This is a genomic window from Caballeronia sp. (genome assembly GCF_049581465.1).
Taxonomy (GTDB): Bacteria; Pseudomonadota; Gammaproteobacteria; order Burkholderiales; family Burkholderiaceae; genus Caballeronia.
In genome coordinates, this window is the sequence record NZ_JBAUSA010000657.1 from 1 (window position 1) to 15,478 (window position 15,478).

Consider the following 15,478-nt stretch of genomic DNA (forward strand, 5'->3'; position numbering starts at 1 on the left):
TAGACTTCGCACCAGTGGTTCAGCTTTCCCAGCCTCACCTTCCACGAAGAACGTACTGGCAGCGCAATGCCGACCTTGGGTCGAGCGTCGGTCCGTGCCTCTTAAGCCGCGATGCGGCCGCACCGTCATCCAACATGAGTCTAGTCATGAGTTCAATTTCGACTGATACCGCGCCGTCCCCCTGGCATACCGGCGAACTGAAACTCCAGCGTCTCACCGGCGTTGCGGAGTTGATGCGGGAGGCGGGCGGGAGGGTCATCCGTTCCTTTATGCCGGATCAGCATCGGAAGTTCTTCGCACAGCTCCCGTTTGCCGCGCTCGGCACGGTGGACCGCGAGGGAGACGTGTGGGCCACGCTGATTGCCGGTACGCCCGGATTTTTACATGCGCCAACCGAGCACACATTGCAACTGGACATCGTCCGCGACTCGCGAGACCCCGCTTCAGCCGGTCTGTACGACGGAAATGCCGTGGCTTTGATCGGCATCGAATTGCATACACGCCGGCGCAATCGGGTCAACGGCGTAGTGAGCCGCCTTACAGATGCGGGTTTTAGCCTGGATGTGGGGCAGAGCTTCGGTAATTGTCCACAATACATCCAGGCGCGCGATTTCGAATTCGTCCGTGATCCGGCGAGCCCGTCGCCTGCGGCGGCGACGCAACTCAATAAGCTGTCCGAACGGGCGCGCAAGATGGTCGAAAGCGCCGACACGTTTTTCGTGGCGTCTTATGTCGACGACCACGGCGGCCGTCAGGTCGACGTTTCGCACCGAGGCGGCAGGGCAGGTTTCGTACGCGTCGGTGAAGACGGCGTGTTGACGATTCCCGACTTCGCCGGCAACCGGTTCTACGCCACGCTTGGCAACTTTCTCGTCAATTCGCGCGCCGGACTATTATTCGCTGATTTCGAAAGCGGCGACGTGCTGCAGCTCGCCGGTGACGCGGTCGTTGATCTTGACTCGCCCGAAATCGAAGCGTTCCAGGGGGCCGAGAGACTGTGGCGCTTTACGCCACGCCGCATCGTCTATCGCGAAGCTGCGTTGCCGCTGCGCTGGAAGTTCCAGGCCGGCGGCTGGTCGCCGAACTCACTGATGACGGGGAACTGGGACGAAGTGGCAAGCCGCATGAAGGCGGTGGAGTTGGCCGGCACATGGCGGCCGTTCAAAGTCGCGAAGATCGTCGATGAGAGTTCGGTGATCCGCTCGTTTCACCTCGAACCGCTTGACGGCGCCGGCCTGATCCCGCACGCAGCGGGTCAGCATCTGCCGATCCGCGTAACGCCCTCGGGTGCCGTTACGCCGGTGTTGAGAAGCTATACGTTGTCCACGGCGCCGGCGGACGGACTGTACCGAATCAGTGTTAAACGCCAGGGGTTCGTGTCCGAGCATCTGCACGACGCCCTTGGCGTCGGCAGTGTGATCGAGGCGCGCGCCCCGGCGGGGCAGTTCACCGTCGACGCCCTTGAGCCACGGCCCGCCGTGCTGCTGGGTGCCGGTGTCGGTGTGACTCCGATGCTCGCCATGTTGCGACACATCGTTTATGAAGGGCTGCGGACGCGGCGTGTTCGTCCGACGTGGTTCTTTCAATCGGCGCGCACGGTCGCCGAGCGAGCCTTCACAGACGAAATAGCGCAACTGGAAGAGAGCGCCAAGGGTGCGGTACACGTCGTGCGCATACTCGGCAAGAGCGAGGGAGCGCAAAAGGGCGAGGATTTCGACGCCCTCGGCCGGCTCGACATCGCGCTTTTGTCCGAGACGCTGCCGGTCGACGACTACGACTTTTATCTGTGTGGACCCGCGGAATTCATGCAATCCCTGTACGACGGGCTGCGCAAGCTGGACGTCCCGGACAACCGGATTCATGCCGAGGCGTTCGGACCTGCGTCGCTGAAACGCCACAGCGATGTCGATGTCGACGCCGATGTCGATGGGGCGCCGGTGCCCCTGCTGGCGGATCAACCGACGGCTGTGTCCTTTGTGAAATCCGGCAAGGAATCGAGCTGGGAGCCGGGCAGTGGATTCTTGCTGGATCTGGCCGAGGCGAGCGGCTTGTCGCCGGAGTTCGGTTGCCGCATGGGCATTTGCGGAGCGTGTCGCACCCGTATTGTCGAAGGCGCGGTGGCTTATCCGGTCGCTCCCGATTTCAAGGTGGCAGGCAACGAGGCGCTGATCTGTTGCGCCGTGCCTGCGCAGGCCAAAGCAGGTGGAACGGAACGCTTGATGCTCGACCTTTGAAGTCGTGTCCGCACCGTTCGAAGCTGCGCCCGGCACCTGCTATCCTTCGGGAAACCGTGCCGCTAATCGGAACGCAGGGCTGAGCAGCGAGCGCGCATTGAAGGTGATCCCACCCCTCCGGACAGATATGGACCGACTGCAGGCAATGACGACATTTGTGAGCGTCGTCGAAACGGAAGGCTTTGCTTCCGCGGCGCGCAAGCTGAACGTGTCGCCATCGGTCGTGAGTCGCGTGGTGACCGAGCTCGAAGAGCGGCTCGGTGTCAGGCTGCTGACGCGGACCACGCGCGTTGTCAGGCTGACGGATGCCGGAGCCACTTACTTCGAAGATTGTCGTCGAATACTCGCCGAGATTGACGCCGCAGAAGTCACCGCCTCAGGCTTGCACGCCGCGCCCCGGGGCCAGTTGACCGTGAGTGCGCCGGCGCTGTTCGGCAAGACCTATATCATGCCGATCGTGCTCGACTATTTGACACGTTATCCGGCCGTTGCCGTCAATTGCTGGTTCCTCGACCGTATCGTCAATCTGGTCGATGAGGGTGTGGACGTTGCGGTGCGGATCGGCGAACTGCCGAGTTCTTCCCTCCAGGCTATCTCCGTAGGCAAGGTCAGGCGCGTTCTGTGCGCCTCGCCGGCCTATCTGGAGCAATATGGCGTGCCGCAACGGCCAGAGGATCTGGCTGGCCACACAACCCTTCAGGCGAGCAGCGTGTCGCCTGCGCCTGAGTGGCGCTTCAACGAAGACGGCCGGCTTCTCGCCGTACCGATTCAACCGCGCCTGGTCACTTCCACGAATGACTCGGCGATTGACGCAGCCGTGTCGGGACTTGGGATCGCGCGGCTGTTGTCGTACCAGGTTGCGCGCGAGGTTGAGGCGGGTTCTTTGAAAATCGTGCTCGCCGATTATGAACCCGCCGTGTGGCCGGTCCACGTCGTCCACCGTGAAGGCAAGCATGCAAACCAGAAGGTGCGCGCATTTCTGGACCTTGCGATCGATAAGTTGCGGGGACAGGTCTGGCTTTGACAGGGGCGGCGCGTTTGCCGGGTTGGGCTGCCCCATTCAGGTTTGATGTGATTGCGTGGGCCAATTATTCAGGTTTCCTAATAGATGTGCGACGACCCTCGTGGTCTCGGAACCGATTCCTAGTGTGCCAACGTTGCACCCAATCCGAGTTCGTCGGCGATCTTCTTTAATCGCTTGTCGCGCGTCCAGATGGTTACGCCAGGTTGCAACCGCGTAGATGCCAGCAGTGCGGTATCAACATATCCAATGCCACGACTGAACAGTTGTTCGCCCTCAATGAGATAAAAAATCTCTTCGGGCGTGGCGACGGGAGCGCCTGGGAGATCACGCAGCGCTTCCAGGACGACTGCGCGGTTGCGCAAGCTTCCGAGAGAGATTTCCCCAATTACGTAAGGGTGGACGAGCACGCGTTCCTCTGCCAGCAAGTTCGACAGCGTTGAATCGGACGCGTTGATGTGATCGATCCATACTGATGTGTCGACCAGAATCATTCGAGGTCCTGCCGACGACGCGGCGCCCCCTCAATTCCCGGTTGGCTGCCGCCCAGGTTCGCCAGTCGGCGCGCGGCTTCGCGCTGGATGAGGGCTTTGAGAGCCTCACGAACCAGCGCCGTTTTTTCGGTCAGGCCCGTGTACGCCTGGGCCTTGGCGATCAATTCGTCGTCCAGGGCGATGGTGGTACGCATAAACGCCTCCGCAGCAAGGCGGTAATTTTAGCATCATTTGATGTCTAAATGTGTGCCTTCAGACCAGCGGGAAGACCATCGCAACATAAGGTCCCGGACGAGGGTCATGCTTGGCTTCAGGCGATTCAGGAGCGCCGCAACCGCTATTTCACGCATCCGGTGACTTATGACTAACCGGACGCCCGCGAGGGACAGGGCAGGGGTCTGGGATGACGGAGACTCTCGTAGTACCGCTGAAGCTAGGTCATGCCGGGCTCAGCCATCCAGTAGCGGATGGAATGAAATCTGCTGCTCACAGGGCGTACGCGAAATCATGAAAGTCGAAATTCAACCAAAGATCTGAGGAAGTAAAAATGAAATTCGGAGCAATCGCGCTGGCCGTATGTATCGTGCCGCTGGCCATGGCTGGGGAAGCAAACGCGGCAGAGTGCGTTAAGGGTGCAGCTGCTGGCGGAGTAGCCGGACACTTCGTAGGTGATGGTCATGCAGCACTAGGCGCCGCTGGGGGCTGCGCTGTAGGCCACCATATGGCTAGCAAAAAGGCGAAAGAGGACGCAGCTCGAGGGCAGAACGAGCAGGCCCAGGCTCAATCGACTCAGCACGGCCAACCGCAAACCCAATAACAACCCCATCGTACGGACGAAGAGCGGCGTCGCTCGGCAGGACGGTCTCGGTCGCTGCCCAGAAGCCCCAGAAGCATTTGAGCGCGCGACCAATAGATTTCCGTTCTGCCGTACGTTTTCTATTCCAGGGGAGATTGAGGCTTGGTTGGGAACACACGTTGCGTTAAGCCGCTAGCCGCCAGAGAGGGCGCGGCGACGCCGAGAGGTGGATTGATCGGATACTTTTGATCCGTGTACCCCGACTCCGAACCCAGTTCGGGTGGTTCTTTATAGTGAGTAGCATTCCTTAGGAAAGCCGATGAGCCCATTCTTCCCTTTTGCCTCCGTGCATGATGCGCTCTGGTCGCTCTTCGCACGCGGCCCCGTCGGGCTCGCGGCGCAGTTCTTCCTCGACCCGCAGACGACCGTTGCGGATACCACGGCGAAAGAACGACTGCAAATGAAACCGCAACGCGTAACGCACGAGCCGCCTTCGTTCTTCGGCGATACGTCGAATGATCAATTTCGCACGGGCGCTGCCCCTGTCAGGCAATTCGCGCGTGAAGCAGGCGGTCCTCAACCTCAATGGTTGAGCAGTCGCTTCGAGCACGACGGTATTACGCAATACTTCAAGATCTATGTTCCGGGCGGCTACGACGGCCAGCCTTTACCGATGATCGTTATGCTTCATGGCGCGCAACAGGACCCGGACGACTTCGCGGCAGGAACGCAGATGAATGCCGCCGCCCAAGCGCAGGGTTACATCGTTGTCTATCCTGAGCAGTCGGAGATTGCCAATCCGCTCAGGTGCTGGAACTGGTTTCGACCAGCCGACCGCGGGCTCAAGTCGGGCGAAACGGCGATGGTCGCGGCCCTCACGCGCGAAGTCATGGCGATGTACAACGTTGATGACGCACGTGTGTATGTTGCGGGTATGTCGGCGGGCGGCGCGATGGCGGTCAATCTCGCGGTGATGTATCCGGACCTGTATGCGGCCGCCGCGATTCATTCGGGCGTGGCCTTCGGCGTCGCCGACGAGCCACTTTCAGCACTCTGCGCGATGAATGACGGCTTGGGCCAGGTCCGCCTGCCCGAGACGTTTTTTGACGGCGAACACCCACGTGCGGTGCCGCTGATTGTTTTTCACGGCGATGCCGACGACATCGTGCATCCGCGTAACTGCGACCAGATCTCAGCAATGCGTCGACTGTTAGTCGGAACTCCGGGCGACACGCGGCCTCCTCGGCCGATCCAGGTCGAGAACCTGGAGAACGTGGAGAACGGCCACGCCTATACCCGCCATGTCTTTCACGATCACAAAGGTGTCCTGATCGGCGAGCAGTGGCTGGTGCACGGGCTCGGCCACGCATGGTCAGGGGGACACCCTGGCGGTAGCCATACCGATGTACGCGGTCCGCATGCGACACAGGAAATTGTTCGTTTCTTCGGCCAATTTGCGCTTGACCAACCGCTTCGCTAAGCCCGGCATCCCGAACGAAGCCGCCACTCGCCACCCGCCTTCGCACGATGAAAATAGCGACGTTCAACATCAACGGCATCCGTTCCCGTCTGCCCGGGCTGCTCGAATGGCTGGCGCGCGAAGCGCCGGATGTGGTCTGCCTGCAAGAGCTGAAAGCAGGGGATTCGGCGTTTCCCATCGCCGAGATCAATGCGGCGGGCTACGGTGCGATCTGGCAAGGGCAGGCATCGTGGAATGGCGTCGCGATCCTGCAGAAAGGAGGCGATCCGATAGAAAGCCGGCGCGGCCTCCCCGGTGGCAAGGACGATACCCATAGCCGCTACATTGAAGCGGCGATCGATGGCATCGTGATCGGCTGCCTGTATTTGCCCAACGGCAATCCGCAGCCCGGGCCTAAGTTCGACTACAAGCTCGCGTGGTTCGAGCGGCTGATCGCGTATGCGGCCGCGCTGCTCGAAAGCGGCCACCCGGTCATTTTGGCAGGCGACTTCAATGTCGTTCCCACCGATGAAGACATCTACAATCCGCGCTCGTGGAAAAAGGATGCGCTGCTGCAACCTGAGACCCGCGAATGTTTCGAGCGCCTCGTCGCGCAGGGCTGGACGGATGCACTTCGTCATGTTTACGGCGACGAACGAATCTACACGTTCTGGGACTATTTCCGCCAGCACTGGCAGACCGATTCGGGTCTTCGCATCGACCATTTATTGCTGAGCAAGCATGTCGCGGCGCGCCTGAAGACGGCGGGCGTCGATAAGTGGGTGCGCGGCCAGCCCCATGCCAGCGATCATGCGCCGACCTGGATCGAATTGGGCGCCGCGAAAACCACGCGACGTGCGGCACCCAAAGGGGCGGTTTAGCCGATCAATAGAGGGGGCAACGAACGCACGTTGCGTTGCCCTATATCCGCGAGGCGGTAACGCGCTGTGTTCAATTCAGCGGCTGCGAACTAGTGCGTTGACACTTCCATATCCCGATTCCTGGAGACAAGCGGCCTCGGATGAACTGCTTGCTTGATCAGTAACGCAACGCATGAAATGACACCCGCTATCGCGACGACGGTGAAGATGCCTTCGAAAGTAAAGTGTTGCTGCGTCAGTTTGGCGACCAGGAACGACCCTGCGATGCCGCCGAACCGGCCGAGGCCTAGCATCCATGCGACACCGGTGCCCCGTCCCTGGGTGGGGTAGAACTCGGCCGCTAGCGCGGGCATCGACGATTGCGCGGTGTTCATCAGCACACCCGCGACGAACACAGCGAGCATCAGCAAGCCGATGTTTCCGACGGCGTGCCCGATGCAGTACACGCTGATGGCGGTCAGTGCGTAGCACGCGGCGATAATTCGATTCGGATTAAACCGGTCCATCAGGACGCCGCACAATACAGCGCCAACGCCGCCGAGTGGGAAGAGCGCGGAAATCAGTGTGGCGTGTTGCGGGCTCAGGCCGGCTTCTTTCAACAGGATCGGCATCCAGTTGATCGAAGCATAGAAGATGACCAGTCCCATGAAATAGGCAAGCCAAAGCATGATCGACCCGACGATGTACGACGACGACAGCACCAGCTTGATGCCGCTTTTTCCGGCGACCGCCGGGGCCCGTTCAGTCAGCACGAATGAAACGGCGTTGGAGGCATCGCTCGCGATCCGGGCGAGCGTGGCACGGACCTTCTCAACCGGAGCCGCTTTCGCGACCTGGTATCGAACCGACTCTGGCAGCGCGATCAGCAGCGCGACAAGGAGCAGCAGGGGCGTAGTGCCGCCGAATATCAGCACGCTACGCCAACCGAAGTGAGGAATGAGCCATGCCGCGAGGAATCCGCCGAACGCCGCGCCGAGCGGGAAGCCGCAAAACATCAGGTTAATCAACGTGGCACGCCGGCGATCCGGGCAGAACTCGCTCATGAGGGTGACGGCGTTCGGCATGGCGGCGCCGAGTCCCACGCCGGTGACAAAACGCATGACGGTCAGATGCAGCAGATCGCCGGAGAATGCGGAAGCGAAGCATGCAACGCCAAAGACCCCAACCGAGGCGATCAGGATATTGCGCCGGCCCAAGCGGTCTGACAGCGGTCCAACGACCAGCGCTCCGAACGCCAGTCCGAACAGAGCGGCGCTCAGGACCGGCGCCAGCACAGAACGGTCAATCTTCCACTCAGTGATCAGCGACGGCGCGATGAAACCGATCGCCGCCGTGTCGAAACCGTCCAGGAGGACGATGACGAAACACATGGCGAAAATCAGCCATTGAAAGCGGGAGAACGGGTGCTCGTTAATGAAGGTTTGAACGTTGACTGTCTCATTCTTATTCATCTCGCTTTCCTAAAATGTTCACAGACTGAATGCATTCGCCCGCAGTGCATATCGGTTCATCTGGGTTTCCCCATTTATTAACCCATGCTGTAAGTTCGATATACGAACAATGGTTTGAATAGCGAACGTAATGAAACGCAGCGGGATATTAATGGCGAAGTCTCACAGCGCAAATGCGGGACAACCCGCAACGTGACCAAGAATGCAGGGCCCCAGCGCCTTATTCCACAAGGCTTATCAAGTACTATCTCGAATTGAGATAGTACGTATCCCCACTCAAGAAGAGGGCGGCCGCAAGTTGTGATGTCGTACTCGAGCCAAATAGAAGGGTAGAGGAGGTAAAGATATGCAAATCAGTCGCACGATCAGTACCGTCGAGGTCCATACCGGCGGCGAGCCGTTCCGGATCGTCACGTCGGGTCTTCCCCGCCTGCAGGGTGACTCGATCGTGGCGCGCCGTGCCTGGGTACGCGAACATGCGGACAATATTCGCCAGGCCCTGATGTTCGAACCCCGCGGACACGCGGATATGTACGGGGGCTATCTCACGTCGCCCGTTTCACCCACCGCTGATTTCGGTGTCATCTTCCTGCATAACGAAGGATATGCCGACCACTGCGGACATGGCGTGATGGCGCTGGCAACGGCTGCGGTGGAGCTCGGCTGGGTGCAGCGCGAATCGCCCGAGACGCGTGTCGGCATCGACGCACCGTGTGGTTTTATCGAAGCATTCGTCAAGTGGGACGGCATGCACGCCAACGGTGTGCGATTCATTAACGTGCCATCCTTCATTTGGAGGCGCGACGTGAGCGTCGAGACGCCGACCTACGGGACGGTGACAGGCGATATCGCCTTTGGGGGTGCGTTCTATTTCTATACAGACGGCGCACCGCATGGCCTCGCGATTCGTGAGTCGTCGGTCGAGGCGCTCAAGCAATTCGGCGCGGAAGTGAAGATTGCCGCCAATCGGGCATTTCCGCTCGTGCACCCGCACATTCCGGAAATCAATCATATCTACGGCACGATCATTCACGGCGCGCCAAGGTTCCCCGAATCGACTCAGGCGAACTGTTGCATTTTCGCGGACCGGGAAGTGGACCGTTCTCCGACCGGTTCGGGCACGGCAGGCCGCGTGGCGCAACTGTATCTGCGTGGCGAGATCGGGCAAGACGAGGTATTAGTGAACGAGTCGGTTATCGGCACGGTGTTTCGTGCGCGCGTCATAGGTGAAACGCAACTCGGAGAGTTCCCTGCCGTGATCCCGGAGATCGAAGGCTCAGCCCATGTATGCGGATTCGCCAACTGGATCATCGACGAGCGGGATCCGCTCAAGTATGGATTCCTGGTACGTTGAGCGGTGCTCCCCCACGATTACAGGATCTTCGAATCACACGAGTAGGTGACGGTAACCCTCGGGGCTCAGACCTGGCCGATGCGCGCTGCGTGCAATTGCAGAGAGACACAACGAGCCTCATTTCCGAATTGCCATGAAGCGCGGGCCACCTTATCAGTTGAGCGCGGGTCGGGGCGCAACCGTCCCCACGATATGCATCCGCCCGGGGGTATGATTCGTCAACCTCTTTGGCAGCGGTTTGAACCGAAGGCGGGATCAACAATTTCTCAAGGTTATCGAATCTGGTGTTAGGTGAGAGCCTCTCCTGACGTCGGCACCGATGGTCCGCCACAATCTCGGTGAATGTCCTTCTCAAGTGGTCGTCGCTGACAAAAAATTGTAGGCTTCGGAGTCGTCAGACGGAAGTATAGGTCGCCGCGTTTTGCACTATATGAATATGTAATGGCACCACCCAATACGAAGTTGTATGTTTATCTTTTTGGCTCGAAAATGAGTCTTCCGACGCTGACCGCGCCCCTTCTTACCGTTTGCCGCTCGCTACTGCTTGGTGCTTGCACTGCGGACCTCGATGTGACCGCGGACCTGATGAATGTCCTGGCGGGCGATTCACGGCAGCCAATTCAGCCACTCGTCCTGGTCGCGCACGCCAACCTCTGTGCGTTAGGGGAGAGATATGGACACTACTGCGCTCTTGCTGTCGCGATTGCAGTTCGCCTTCACGGTATCGTTTCACATTATCTTTCCGTCTTTCACTATCGGACTGGCGGCGTGGCTGACGGTACTCGAAGCGCTGCATCTGATTACCGGGCGGCCCGCGTACCGCCGCGTCTTCGAGTTCTGGCTGAAGATCTTCGGGATCGCTTTCGGCATGGGCGTGGTCTCCGGAATCGTGCTGGCCTTCGAGTTCGGCACGAACTGGAGCGAACTGTCGCGCCTTTCGGGACCGATCCAGGGGCCGCTGCTGTCCTATGAGACCTTCACCGCCTTCATGCTCGAGGCGTCATTCTTCGGCGTGCTGCTGTTCGGCCGGAACAAGGTGAAGCCGGGACTCTATTTCTTCTCGACGGCAATGGTCGCGCTCGGCACGACGCTCTCGGCATTCTGGATCATGGTGAATAACAGCTGGATGCAATATCCGGTGGGCTACGTGATCCAGAACGGCGTCTACGCGCCGGACGACTGGGCGAAGATCATCTTCAGTCCGGTTGTATGGGTGCGGTTTCCTCATATGCTGCTCGCGGCGTATATCACGGGCGCGTTCTGTGTCGCGGCTACAGGTGCGTGGTACTCGCTGCGCGCAATGTGTCTTGCCGAAGCCCGCGTGATGCTGCGGATGGGTCTTTTTCTCGCAGCGATCCTGTTGCCGGTTCAACTGCTGTTTGGGCATCTGGTGGGCGATTATGTGCACCGCTATCAGCCCATCAAGTTTGCGGCGATCGAGGCGCGCTGGCACGACGAACAACCCGCATCCGAAGTCCTGCTTGCATGGCCCGATGCAGCGCACGAAAAGAACGACTATGCGATCTCGGTGCCGGTGCTCGGCAGCCTGATTGCATCGATGAGCCTCGATTCGAAGGAGGTCGGGCTGACTGACTTCGCGCGCAGCGAGCGTCCGCCCGTTGCCATCCCTTTCTTTACCTTCAGGATCATGGTGGGATGTGGCCTCCTCATGCTGCTGGTCGCCTGGGGTGGCACGCTTCTGTCCCTCAAGGAGCGTTTGCTACAGCGCCGAGCGCTGTTGTGGACAGTATTCCTGTGCTTTCCCCTACCGTTCATCGCGACCCTCACCGGCTGGTTCACCGCCGAGGTGGGGCGGCAACCCTGGACCGTCTACGGGTTGCTGCGCACCGCGGACGCCGTCACGCCGTTCCTGACGACGCGTGCGGCGGCGGCCTCGCTACTTGTGTTTTGTGTGACCTACGTCTTCATCTTCGCCTTCGGCACGTACTACATTTATAGGTTACTCAAAGCCGGACCTGCCGACGACCTGCTGGGCACGCCGCCAGCTGCCTCGCCGAACCGTCCGCTTTCGGCGGCGACCAAGCTGCCCTCGACGATCAAATGATCTGGGAGACACGTCAATGATCCTCTACTGGTCACTGATACTCGGGCTTAGCATGTTGCTGTACGTGTTGCTCGACGGTTTCGACCTCGGCGTGGGCATGCTGTTCGGCCTGACCCGGGACGAAACGCGCCGGGCTCATATGCTCGCAGCCGTGTCGCCGCTGTGGGATGGCAACGAGACCTGGCTAATCGTGGCGGGCGTTGTGTTGTGGGGGGCATTTTCGCAAGCTTACGCGTTGCTGCTCTCGGCTTTGTATGTGCCCGTGGTCCTGATGCTCGCCGGCTTGATCTTTCGCGGCGTCGCCTTCGAGTTCCGTGGCAGGGCTCGTCGTACACGGGCGATCTGGAACGTTGGCTTCGTGGTGGGTTCGGTCGTCGCCGCGTTCACGCAGGGCGCAATGGTCGGTGCGCTGGCCAAGGGGCTGCCGGTCGTCAACGGCCGCTTTACGGGCGATTTCATGACGTGGTGTAGCAGTTTCTCGGCATTGTGCGGTGTGGCGTTATGCGCCGGCTACGCTTTGCTCGGCGCGAGCTGGGTCGTCAAGAAGTGCGAGGCAGAGGCACGCGACGCTGCGTATCGGGCGATTGTGCCGTTGCTTTTGGTGGTGCTCGTTCTGTTGACCGTGTTGTTCTTTCACGCACTTTATGAAAACCTCGCGATCATGCACCGCTGGCTTGACCGTCCCATTCTCTTTCTTGTGCCGGCGGTCGCGCTCTGTGCAATGGCAGGCACCGTGAACGGCGTCCGGCGACACCGCGACAATCAGCCGTTTCTCATGATCGTGGTGATGTTCATCTGCGCTTACGCGATGCTGGCGATTTCGTTCTGGCCGTATATGGTTCCGTTCTCGCTCACGCTCACCCAGGCGGCGGGGCCGCATGCAAGCCTTGCTTTCATGTTCTGGGGCGAGGGCTTGTTCGTCTACCCGGTGATGCTGATCTACACGGTCTACAGCTATAGGGTGTTCAAAGGGAAGGTCGACCCGACTTCGGGTCACTACTGATGAACGCCGGGCTTACCCAATGTAGGGAAACTCGACCGGTTGAGTGCGTCGCGCGGCGAGGCGGTATGCGATCGCCGCGGGCGCCACAGACAACGCGATTTGTCTGATGGAACGTTGCGCGATGGCGCTGGTCAAGAAAGGGGGCGTCGAGGTATCGGGTGAGTGCTGTTGAGCGCGCAGACTGTAGTCGAGCGCTCGAACCCTAGTCTGGCCACCGGTCGCCGGAAAGACCACGCCTAGCTGCTCGAGCGCCAACAATATCAATGCCCCACTTCCTTCACCTGGAGGGAATTCGTGACCGATTTCACTCCCGGTGTCGCAGTCGCCACTGCGGTTGCGCGCTGAATCTGCTCATCGTCCGGCATTGTCCCTTCGAGACTCACCACCCCGGCTCTAGAAAGGATGCGAACATCGGAGCTATCAAAATGCTTTTGTTTATCGAAGGCTTTTTGAACCGCTTCCTCCAGCCGAAAATTTGCCTTAATCGTGGCCGACTTCCTGGCAAAGGTGCCTTCTTGCGCAAACGAATTCACGCTCGCTCCCAGGGTTCCGACGCCAATCAGGGCGGCTGCGGCCATGACGACTGCCTTACGCGAAAAAGAAGTATGCATAGTTTGATTTCCTTTAGTCGAATGCAGGGTTGTAGGTGTCGATAGAAACCGTGATCGAGGATGATTGTTATCCAAAAAACGGATAGCACTCTTCAGCATAGTACTCGAATGGCAGCCGGTCGAGCCATCAGGTATCTGCGAAATCTGGTCGGAGGAGAATCTGTCGTAATCCATACCCGCCTTTTTTTTTGCCCGAACACCCGTTGTGGCCGTGGTTCGCTCAGTTGAAATCAGGCTAGGTAAGCCTTGACGTCGCTCCGTACAAGTGCCTTGAGAAGGCTTTCTGCACCATTCATGGTTGTTCCTTCGCTTGTGCGCCTGCCGAAGCTAGTGTCTCGCGTCGGAGAACTGATTCGCTAACCTTGATGTCGATGATAGGAATCCTATGGAGCGCAGCCTACTTTTTTGAAGCACTGGCATGGGTGCGTGACCGACTTAGGCATCCGCATCGGGAATGTCCGCTCACCGTGCTTCCAGACTTGCGGCAATCACGATCCAAAAAAAGCGGATAGCGAACGTCGAGTAGACGGATCGCTCCGACTACCGATCAGGTATTCAATTCCCTCTGTCAGCAATCAATTGCAACGCCGTGAAACGGCAGGAGGAGACCAATCGTGAGCTACCAGAAACCCATCGCAGTGGCAGGAATCCGTGGGTGGCTGCCTGGATTTTCGGCGTATCTGAAGAAATACCGCCTTGAAGGGGTGCGCCGCGACATGCTCGCCGATCGCTCCGAACGCAACATCTCTTCGATCGCGATGGGCTGGGGTTCATGCGTCTCGGGCGTTTTTTCAGCGACTACAGGCAGCTCGCCGTCGCAGACGCTAAAGCGCGTCGTCAGGCGTTAGCCCGTTAGCCGGATCGCATTCGTGCGAGGCGGACGCGTCGTGTGTGCACATGCGAGGGACGGTGCTGCCCTCGATTCGCCGAACCACTAAGCCAACAATTTCATGGCGGCATCGACGAGATAGTCCTTTAGATCTGCCGATTTCGCCATGAGGCCGGTCACGTACGCACCGTTGATGAGCAGTGCGATCTGAGACGCGGCACGGTCGGGGTCACTCGCGCCCAGCCTGGCAGCAAGGGTGACGAGCCTTGCCCGCATTTCGTCCTTGTTATTCCGGGCGATGACCCGGCCAGGATGATTCTCGTCAGGAAACTCCGTCACCAGGTTCAGGAACGGGCAGCCGCGATAAGCGGGGCTTCCGATCCGCTTCACTATTCCAGAGAGCAGCGCTTCCAGCAAAGCGCGCGGATCATCAGCGTGCAACGCCTCAGTGCGATCCCACCACGCCCAGAAAGACCGATCTTTTTCGGCGGCGAAAGCGGCGATCAAATCGTCCTTGGAGCCAAACAGGCGATAGAGGCTAGTCTTCGACACGCCGGATTGCTCGACGACCGTGTCAACGCCGATGGCGCGGATGCCCTCGCGATAGAACAACTCGCTTGCTGTTGCGAGGATACGCTCGCGCGCGCTCACTTCGCCCTTGGGCGGGGCACCCCGACGGGGTCGGGCTTCAGCCTTCATATTCGCCAAGCTCCTCTTGTTTCGATTTTCTGGTTGACAAAGTAACAGACTTGTCTGTAACGTTCAAGTAACTAACAGGTCTGTAACTTTAAAAGGGGCAGGCGATGCGTGCGATCGAGGCAAAAACTCTCTCAGGCTATGGCGGCCTTCGGCAGTCCGAATTGCCCAAGCCGCAACCGGCAACAGACAGGGTGCTGGTACGCGTCACGGCCGCCGGCGTCACGCCGCTCGAGTACACGATCCTGTCGGGTGGACATCCTCGAGCCACGGCGCCGCTGGTGCTCGGCAATGAGGGCGCTGGCGTCATTGAGGATGCAGGGGACTCCGGTCTCGCGGTGGGAAGCCGCGTCATGTTCACGGGGCCTTATGGCGTTGGCGAGAACGGTGCGTGGCAAGAGTGGCTGCCGGTGAGACCTGAACATCTGGTGCTCGTGCCCGACGCGATTAACGATGTCGTCGCGGCCAGCCTTCCAGTGGCCTATCTGACGGCGCAGATCGCGCTGACGCAGGCCCGATTCAAACCGGACATGACCGTGCTGGCTCCGGGGATTGGCGGGTCGGTCGGCAATGCGACCTATCAG

Annotated in this window: 14 protein-coding genes and 1 pseudogene; 10 read left to right on the plus strand and 5 right to left on the minus strand. The window is 59.7% G+C overall.

The window, feature by feature from the left end; all coding sequences use genetic code 11:
* Positions 1-146 precede the first annotated feature (146 nt).
* Entirely contained in the window at positions 147-2,234 is a 2,088-nt protein-coding gene (locus tag WCA53_RS16165) for a pyridoxamine 5'-phosphate oxidase family protein (RefSeq protein ID WP_423912318.1), read from the plus strand.
* Between the two features lie 127 nt (positions 2,235-2,361).
* Positions 2,362-3,258, plus strand: coding sequence for a LysR family transcriptional regulator (locus WCA53_RS16170; RefSeq protein ID WP_423912322.1), 897 nt, complete (start codon positions 2,362-2,364; stop codon positions 3,256-3,258).
* Between the two features lie 119 nt (positions 3,259-3,377).
* On the opposite strand, the gene WCA53_RS16175 is transcribed toward WCA53_RS16170, so the two are convergent.
* Together WCA53_RS16175 and WCA53_RS16180 are read right to left on the minus strand one after the other, a co-directional pair.
* A complete protein-coding gene (locus WCA53_RS16175) occupies positions 3,378-3,749 on the minus strand; it encodes a type II toxin-antitoxin system VapC family toxin (protein WP_423912326.1) in 372 nt (123 codons plus the stop codon).
* Positions 3,746-3,943: a type II toxin-antitoxin system VapB family antitoxin gene (locus WCA53_RS16180; protein ID WP_423912331.1), complete on the minus strand. Its 198-nt coding sequence runs from the start codon at positions 3,941-3,943 to the stop codon at positions 3,746-3,748. The genes WCA53_RS16175 and WCA53_RS16180 overlap by 4 nt, the downstream gene beginning before the upstream one ends.
* A gap of 70 nt (positions 3,944-4,013) precedes the next feature.
* Here WCA53_RS16180 and WCA53_RS16185 point away from each other — a divergent pair.
* From WCA53_RS16185 to WCA53_RS16195, 3 genes and pseudogenes are all read left to right on the plus strand, one after another.
* Positions 4,014-4,100: pseudogene (locus WCA53_RS16185) on the plus strand (IS6 family transposase); the annotation flags it as partial.
* 764 nt (positions 4,101-4,864) lie between these two features.
* The gene (locus tag WCA53_RS16190) at positions 4,865-6,025 is read left to right on the plus strand and encodes an extracellular catalytic domain type 1 short-chain-length polyhydroxyalkanoate depolymerase (protein ID WP_423912334.1); all 1,161 of its coding nucleotides are present in this window, start codon (positions 4,865-4,867) and stop codon (positions 6,023-6,025) included.
* Between the two features lie 47 nt (positions 6,026-6,072).
* Positions 6,073-6,885, plus strand: coding sequence for an exodeoxyribonuclease III (locus WCA53_RS16195; protein ID WP_423912337.1), 813 nt, complete (start codon positions 6,073-6,075; stop codon positions 6,883-6,885).
* 89 nt (positions 6,886-6,974) lie between these two features.
* Here WCA53_RS16195 and WCA53_RS16200 read toward each other — a convergent pair whose 3' ends face one another.
* Positions 6,975-8,336 (minus strand): MFS transporter, encoded by a 1,362-nt coding sequence (locus WCA53_RS16200; RefSeq protein WP_423912339.1) that lies wholly within the window; start codon positions 8,334-8,336, stop codon positions 6,975-6,977.
* A gap of 346 nt (positions 8,337-8,682) precedes the next feature.
* On the opposite strand from WCA53_RS16200, the gene lhpH reads away from it, so the two are divergent.
* The 3 genes from lhpH to cydB all read left to right on the plus strand — a co-directional run bounded on the left by lhpH (position 8,683) and on the right by cydB (position 12,758).
* The gene (lhpH, locus tag WCA53_RS16205) at positions 8,683-9,690 is read left to right on the plus strand and encodes a trans-3-hydroxy-L-proline dehydratase (protein ID WP_423912344.1); all 1,008 of its coding nucleotides are present in this window, start codon (positions 8,683-8,685) and stop codon (positions 9,688-9,690) included.
* Positions 9,691-10,363: 673 nt separating this feature from the next.
* Positions 10,364-11,755, plus strand: a complete 1,392-nt coding sequence (locus tag WCA53_RS16210; protein WP_423912348.1) for a cytochrome ubiquinol oxidase subunit I — start codon at positions 10,364-10,366, stop codon at positions 11,753-11,755.
* 16 nt (positions 11,756-11,771) lie between these two features.
* A complete protein-coding gene (gene cydB / locus WCA53_RS16215; protein WP_423912352.1) occupies positions 11,772-12,758 on the plus strand; it encodes a cytochrome d ubiquinol oxidase subunit II in 987 nt (328 codons plus the stop codon).
* A gap of 260 nt (positions 12,759-13,018) precedes the next feature.
* Here cydB and WCA53_RS16220 read toward each other — a convergent pair whose 3' ends face one another.
* On the minus strand, positions 13,019-13,543 hold the full coding sequence (locus WCA53_RS16220) for a BON domain-containing protein (RefSeq protein WP_423912354.1): 525 nt from the start codon (positions 13,541-13,543) through the stop codon (positions 13,019-13,021).
* Between the two features lie 440 nt (positions 13,544-13,983).
* Here WCA53_RS16220 and WCA53_RS16225 point away from each other — a divergent pair, with 440 nt between their 5' ends.
* Positions 13,984-14,217 (plus strand): hypothetical protein, encoded by a 234-nt coding sequence (locus WCA53_RS16225; RefSeq protein ID WP_423912357.1) that lies wholly within the window; start codon positions 13,984-13,986, stop codon positions 14,215-14,217.
* Between the two features lie 86 nt (positions 14,218-14,303).
* On the opposite strand, the gene WCA53_RS16230 is transcribed toward WCA53_RS16225, so the two are convergent.
* A complete protein-coding gene (locus WCA53_RS16230) occupies positions 14,304-14,897 on the minus strand; it encodes a TetR/AcrR family transcriptional regulator (RefSeq protein ID WP_423912360.1) in 594 nt (197 codons plus the stop codon).
* A gap of 104 nt (positions 14,898-15,001) precedes the next feature.
* Between WCA53_RS16230 and WCA53_RS16235 the strand changes: the two genes are divergently transcribed.
* The coding region (locus tag WCA53_RS16235; protein ID WP_423912363.1) for an alcohol dehydrogenase catalytic domain-containing protein at positions 15,002-15,478 on the plus strand (477 nt) is incomplete at its 3' end.

Bases quoted from the DNA above. Each gene is read 5' to 3' on its own strand.
- WCA53_RS16165 (WP_423912318.1), top strand. From the start codon at position 147: ATGAGTTCAATTTCGACTGATACCGCGCCGTCCCCCTGGCATACCGGC.
- WCA53_RS16170 (WP_423912322.1), top strand. From the start codon at position 2,362: ATGGACCGACTGCAGGCAATGACGACATTTGTGAGCGTCGTCGAAACG.
- WCA53_RS16175 (WP_423912326.1), bottom strand. From the start codon at position 3,749: ATGATTCTGGTCGACACATCAGTATGGATCGATCACATCAACGCGTCC.
- WCA53_RS16180 (WP_423912331.1), bottom strand. From the start codon at position 3,943: ATGCGTACCACCATCGCCCTGGACGACGAATTGATCGCCAAGGCCCAG.
- WCA53_RS16190 (WP_423912334.1), top strand. From the start codon at position 4,865: ATGAGCCCATTCTTCCCTTTTGCCTCCGTGCATGATGCGCTCTGGTCG.
- WCA53_RS16195 (WP_423912337.1), top strand. From the start codon at position 6,073: ATGAAAATAGCGACGTTCAACATCAACGGCATCCGTTCCCGTCTGCCC.
- WCA53_RS16200 (WP_423912339.1), bottom strand. From the start codon at position 8,336: ATGAATAAGAATGAGACAGTCAACGTTCAAACCTTCATTAACGAGCAC.
- lhpH (WP_423912344.1), top strand. From the start codon at position 8,683: ATGCAAATCAGTCGCACGATCAGTACCGTCGAGGTCCATACCGGCGGC.
- WCA53_RS16210 (WP_423912348.1), top strand. From the start codon at position 10,364: ATGGACACTACTGCGCTCTTGCTGTCGCGATTGCAGTTCGCCTTCACG.
- cydB (WP_423912352.1), top strand. From the start codon at position 11,772: ATGATCCTCTACTGGTCACTGATACTCGGGCTTAGCATGTTGCTGTAC.
- WCA53_RS16220 (WP_423912354.1), bottom strand. From the start codon at position 13,543: ATGGATTACGACAGATTCTCCTCCGACCAGATTTCGCAGATACCTGAT.
- WCA53_RS16230 (WP_423912360.1), bottom strand. From the start codon at position 14,897: ATGAAGGCTGAAGCCCGACCCCGTCGGGGTGCCCCGCCCAAGGGCGAA.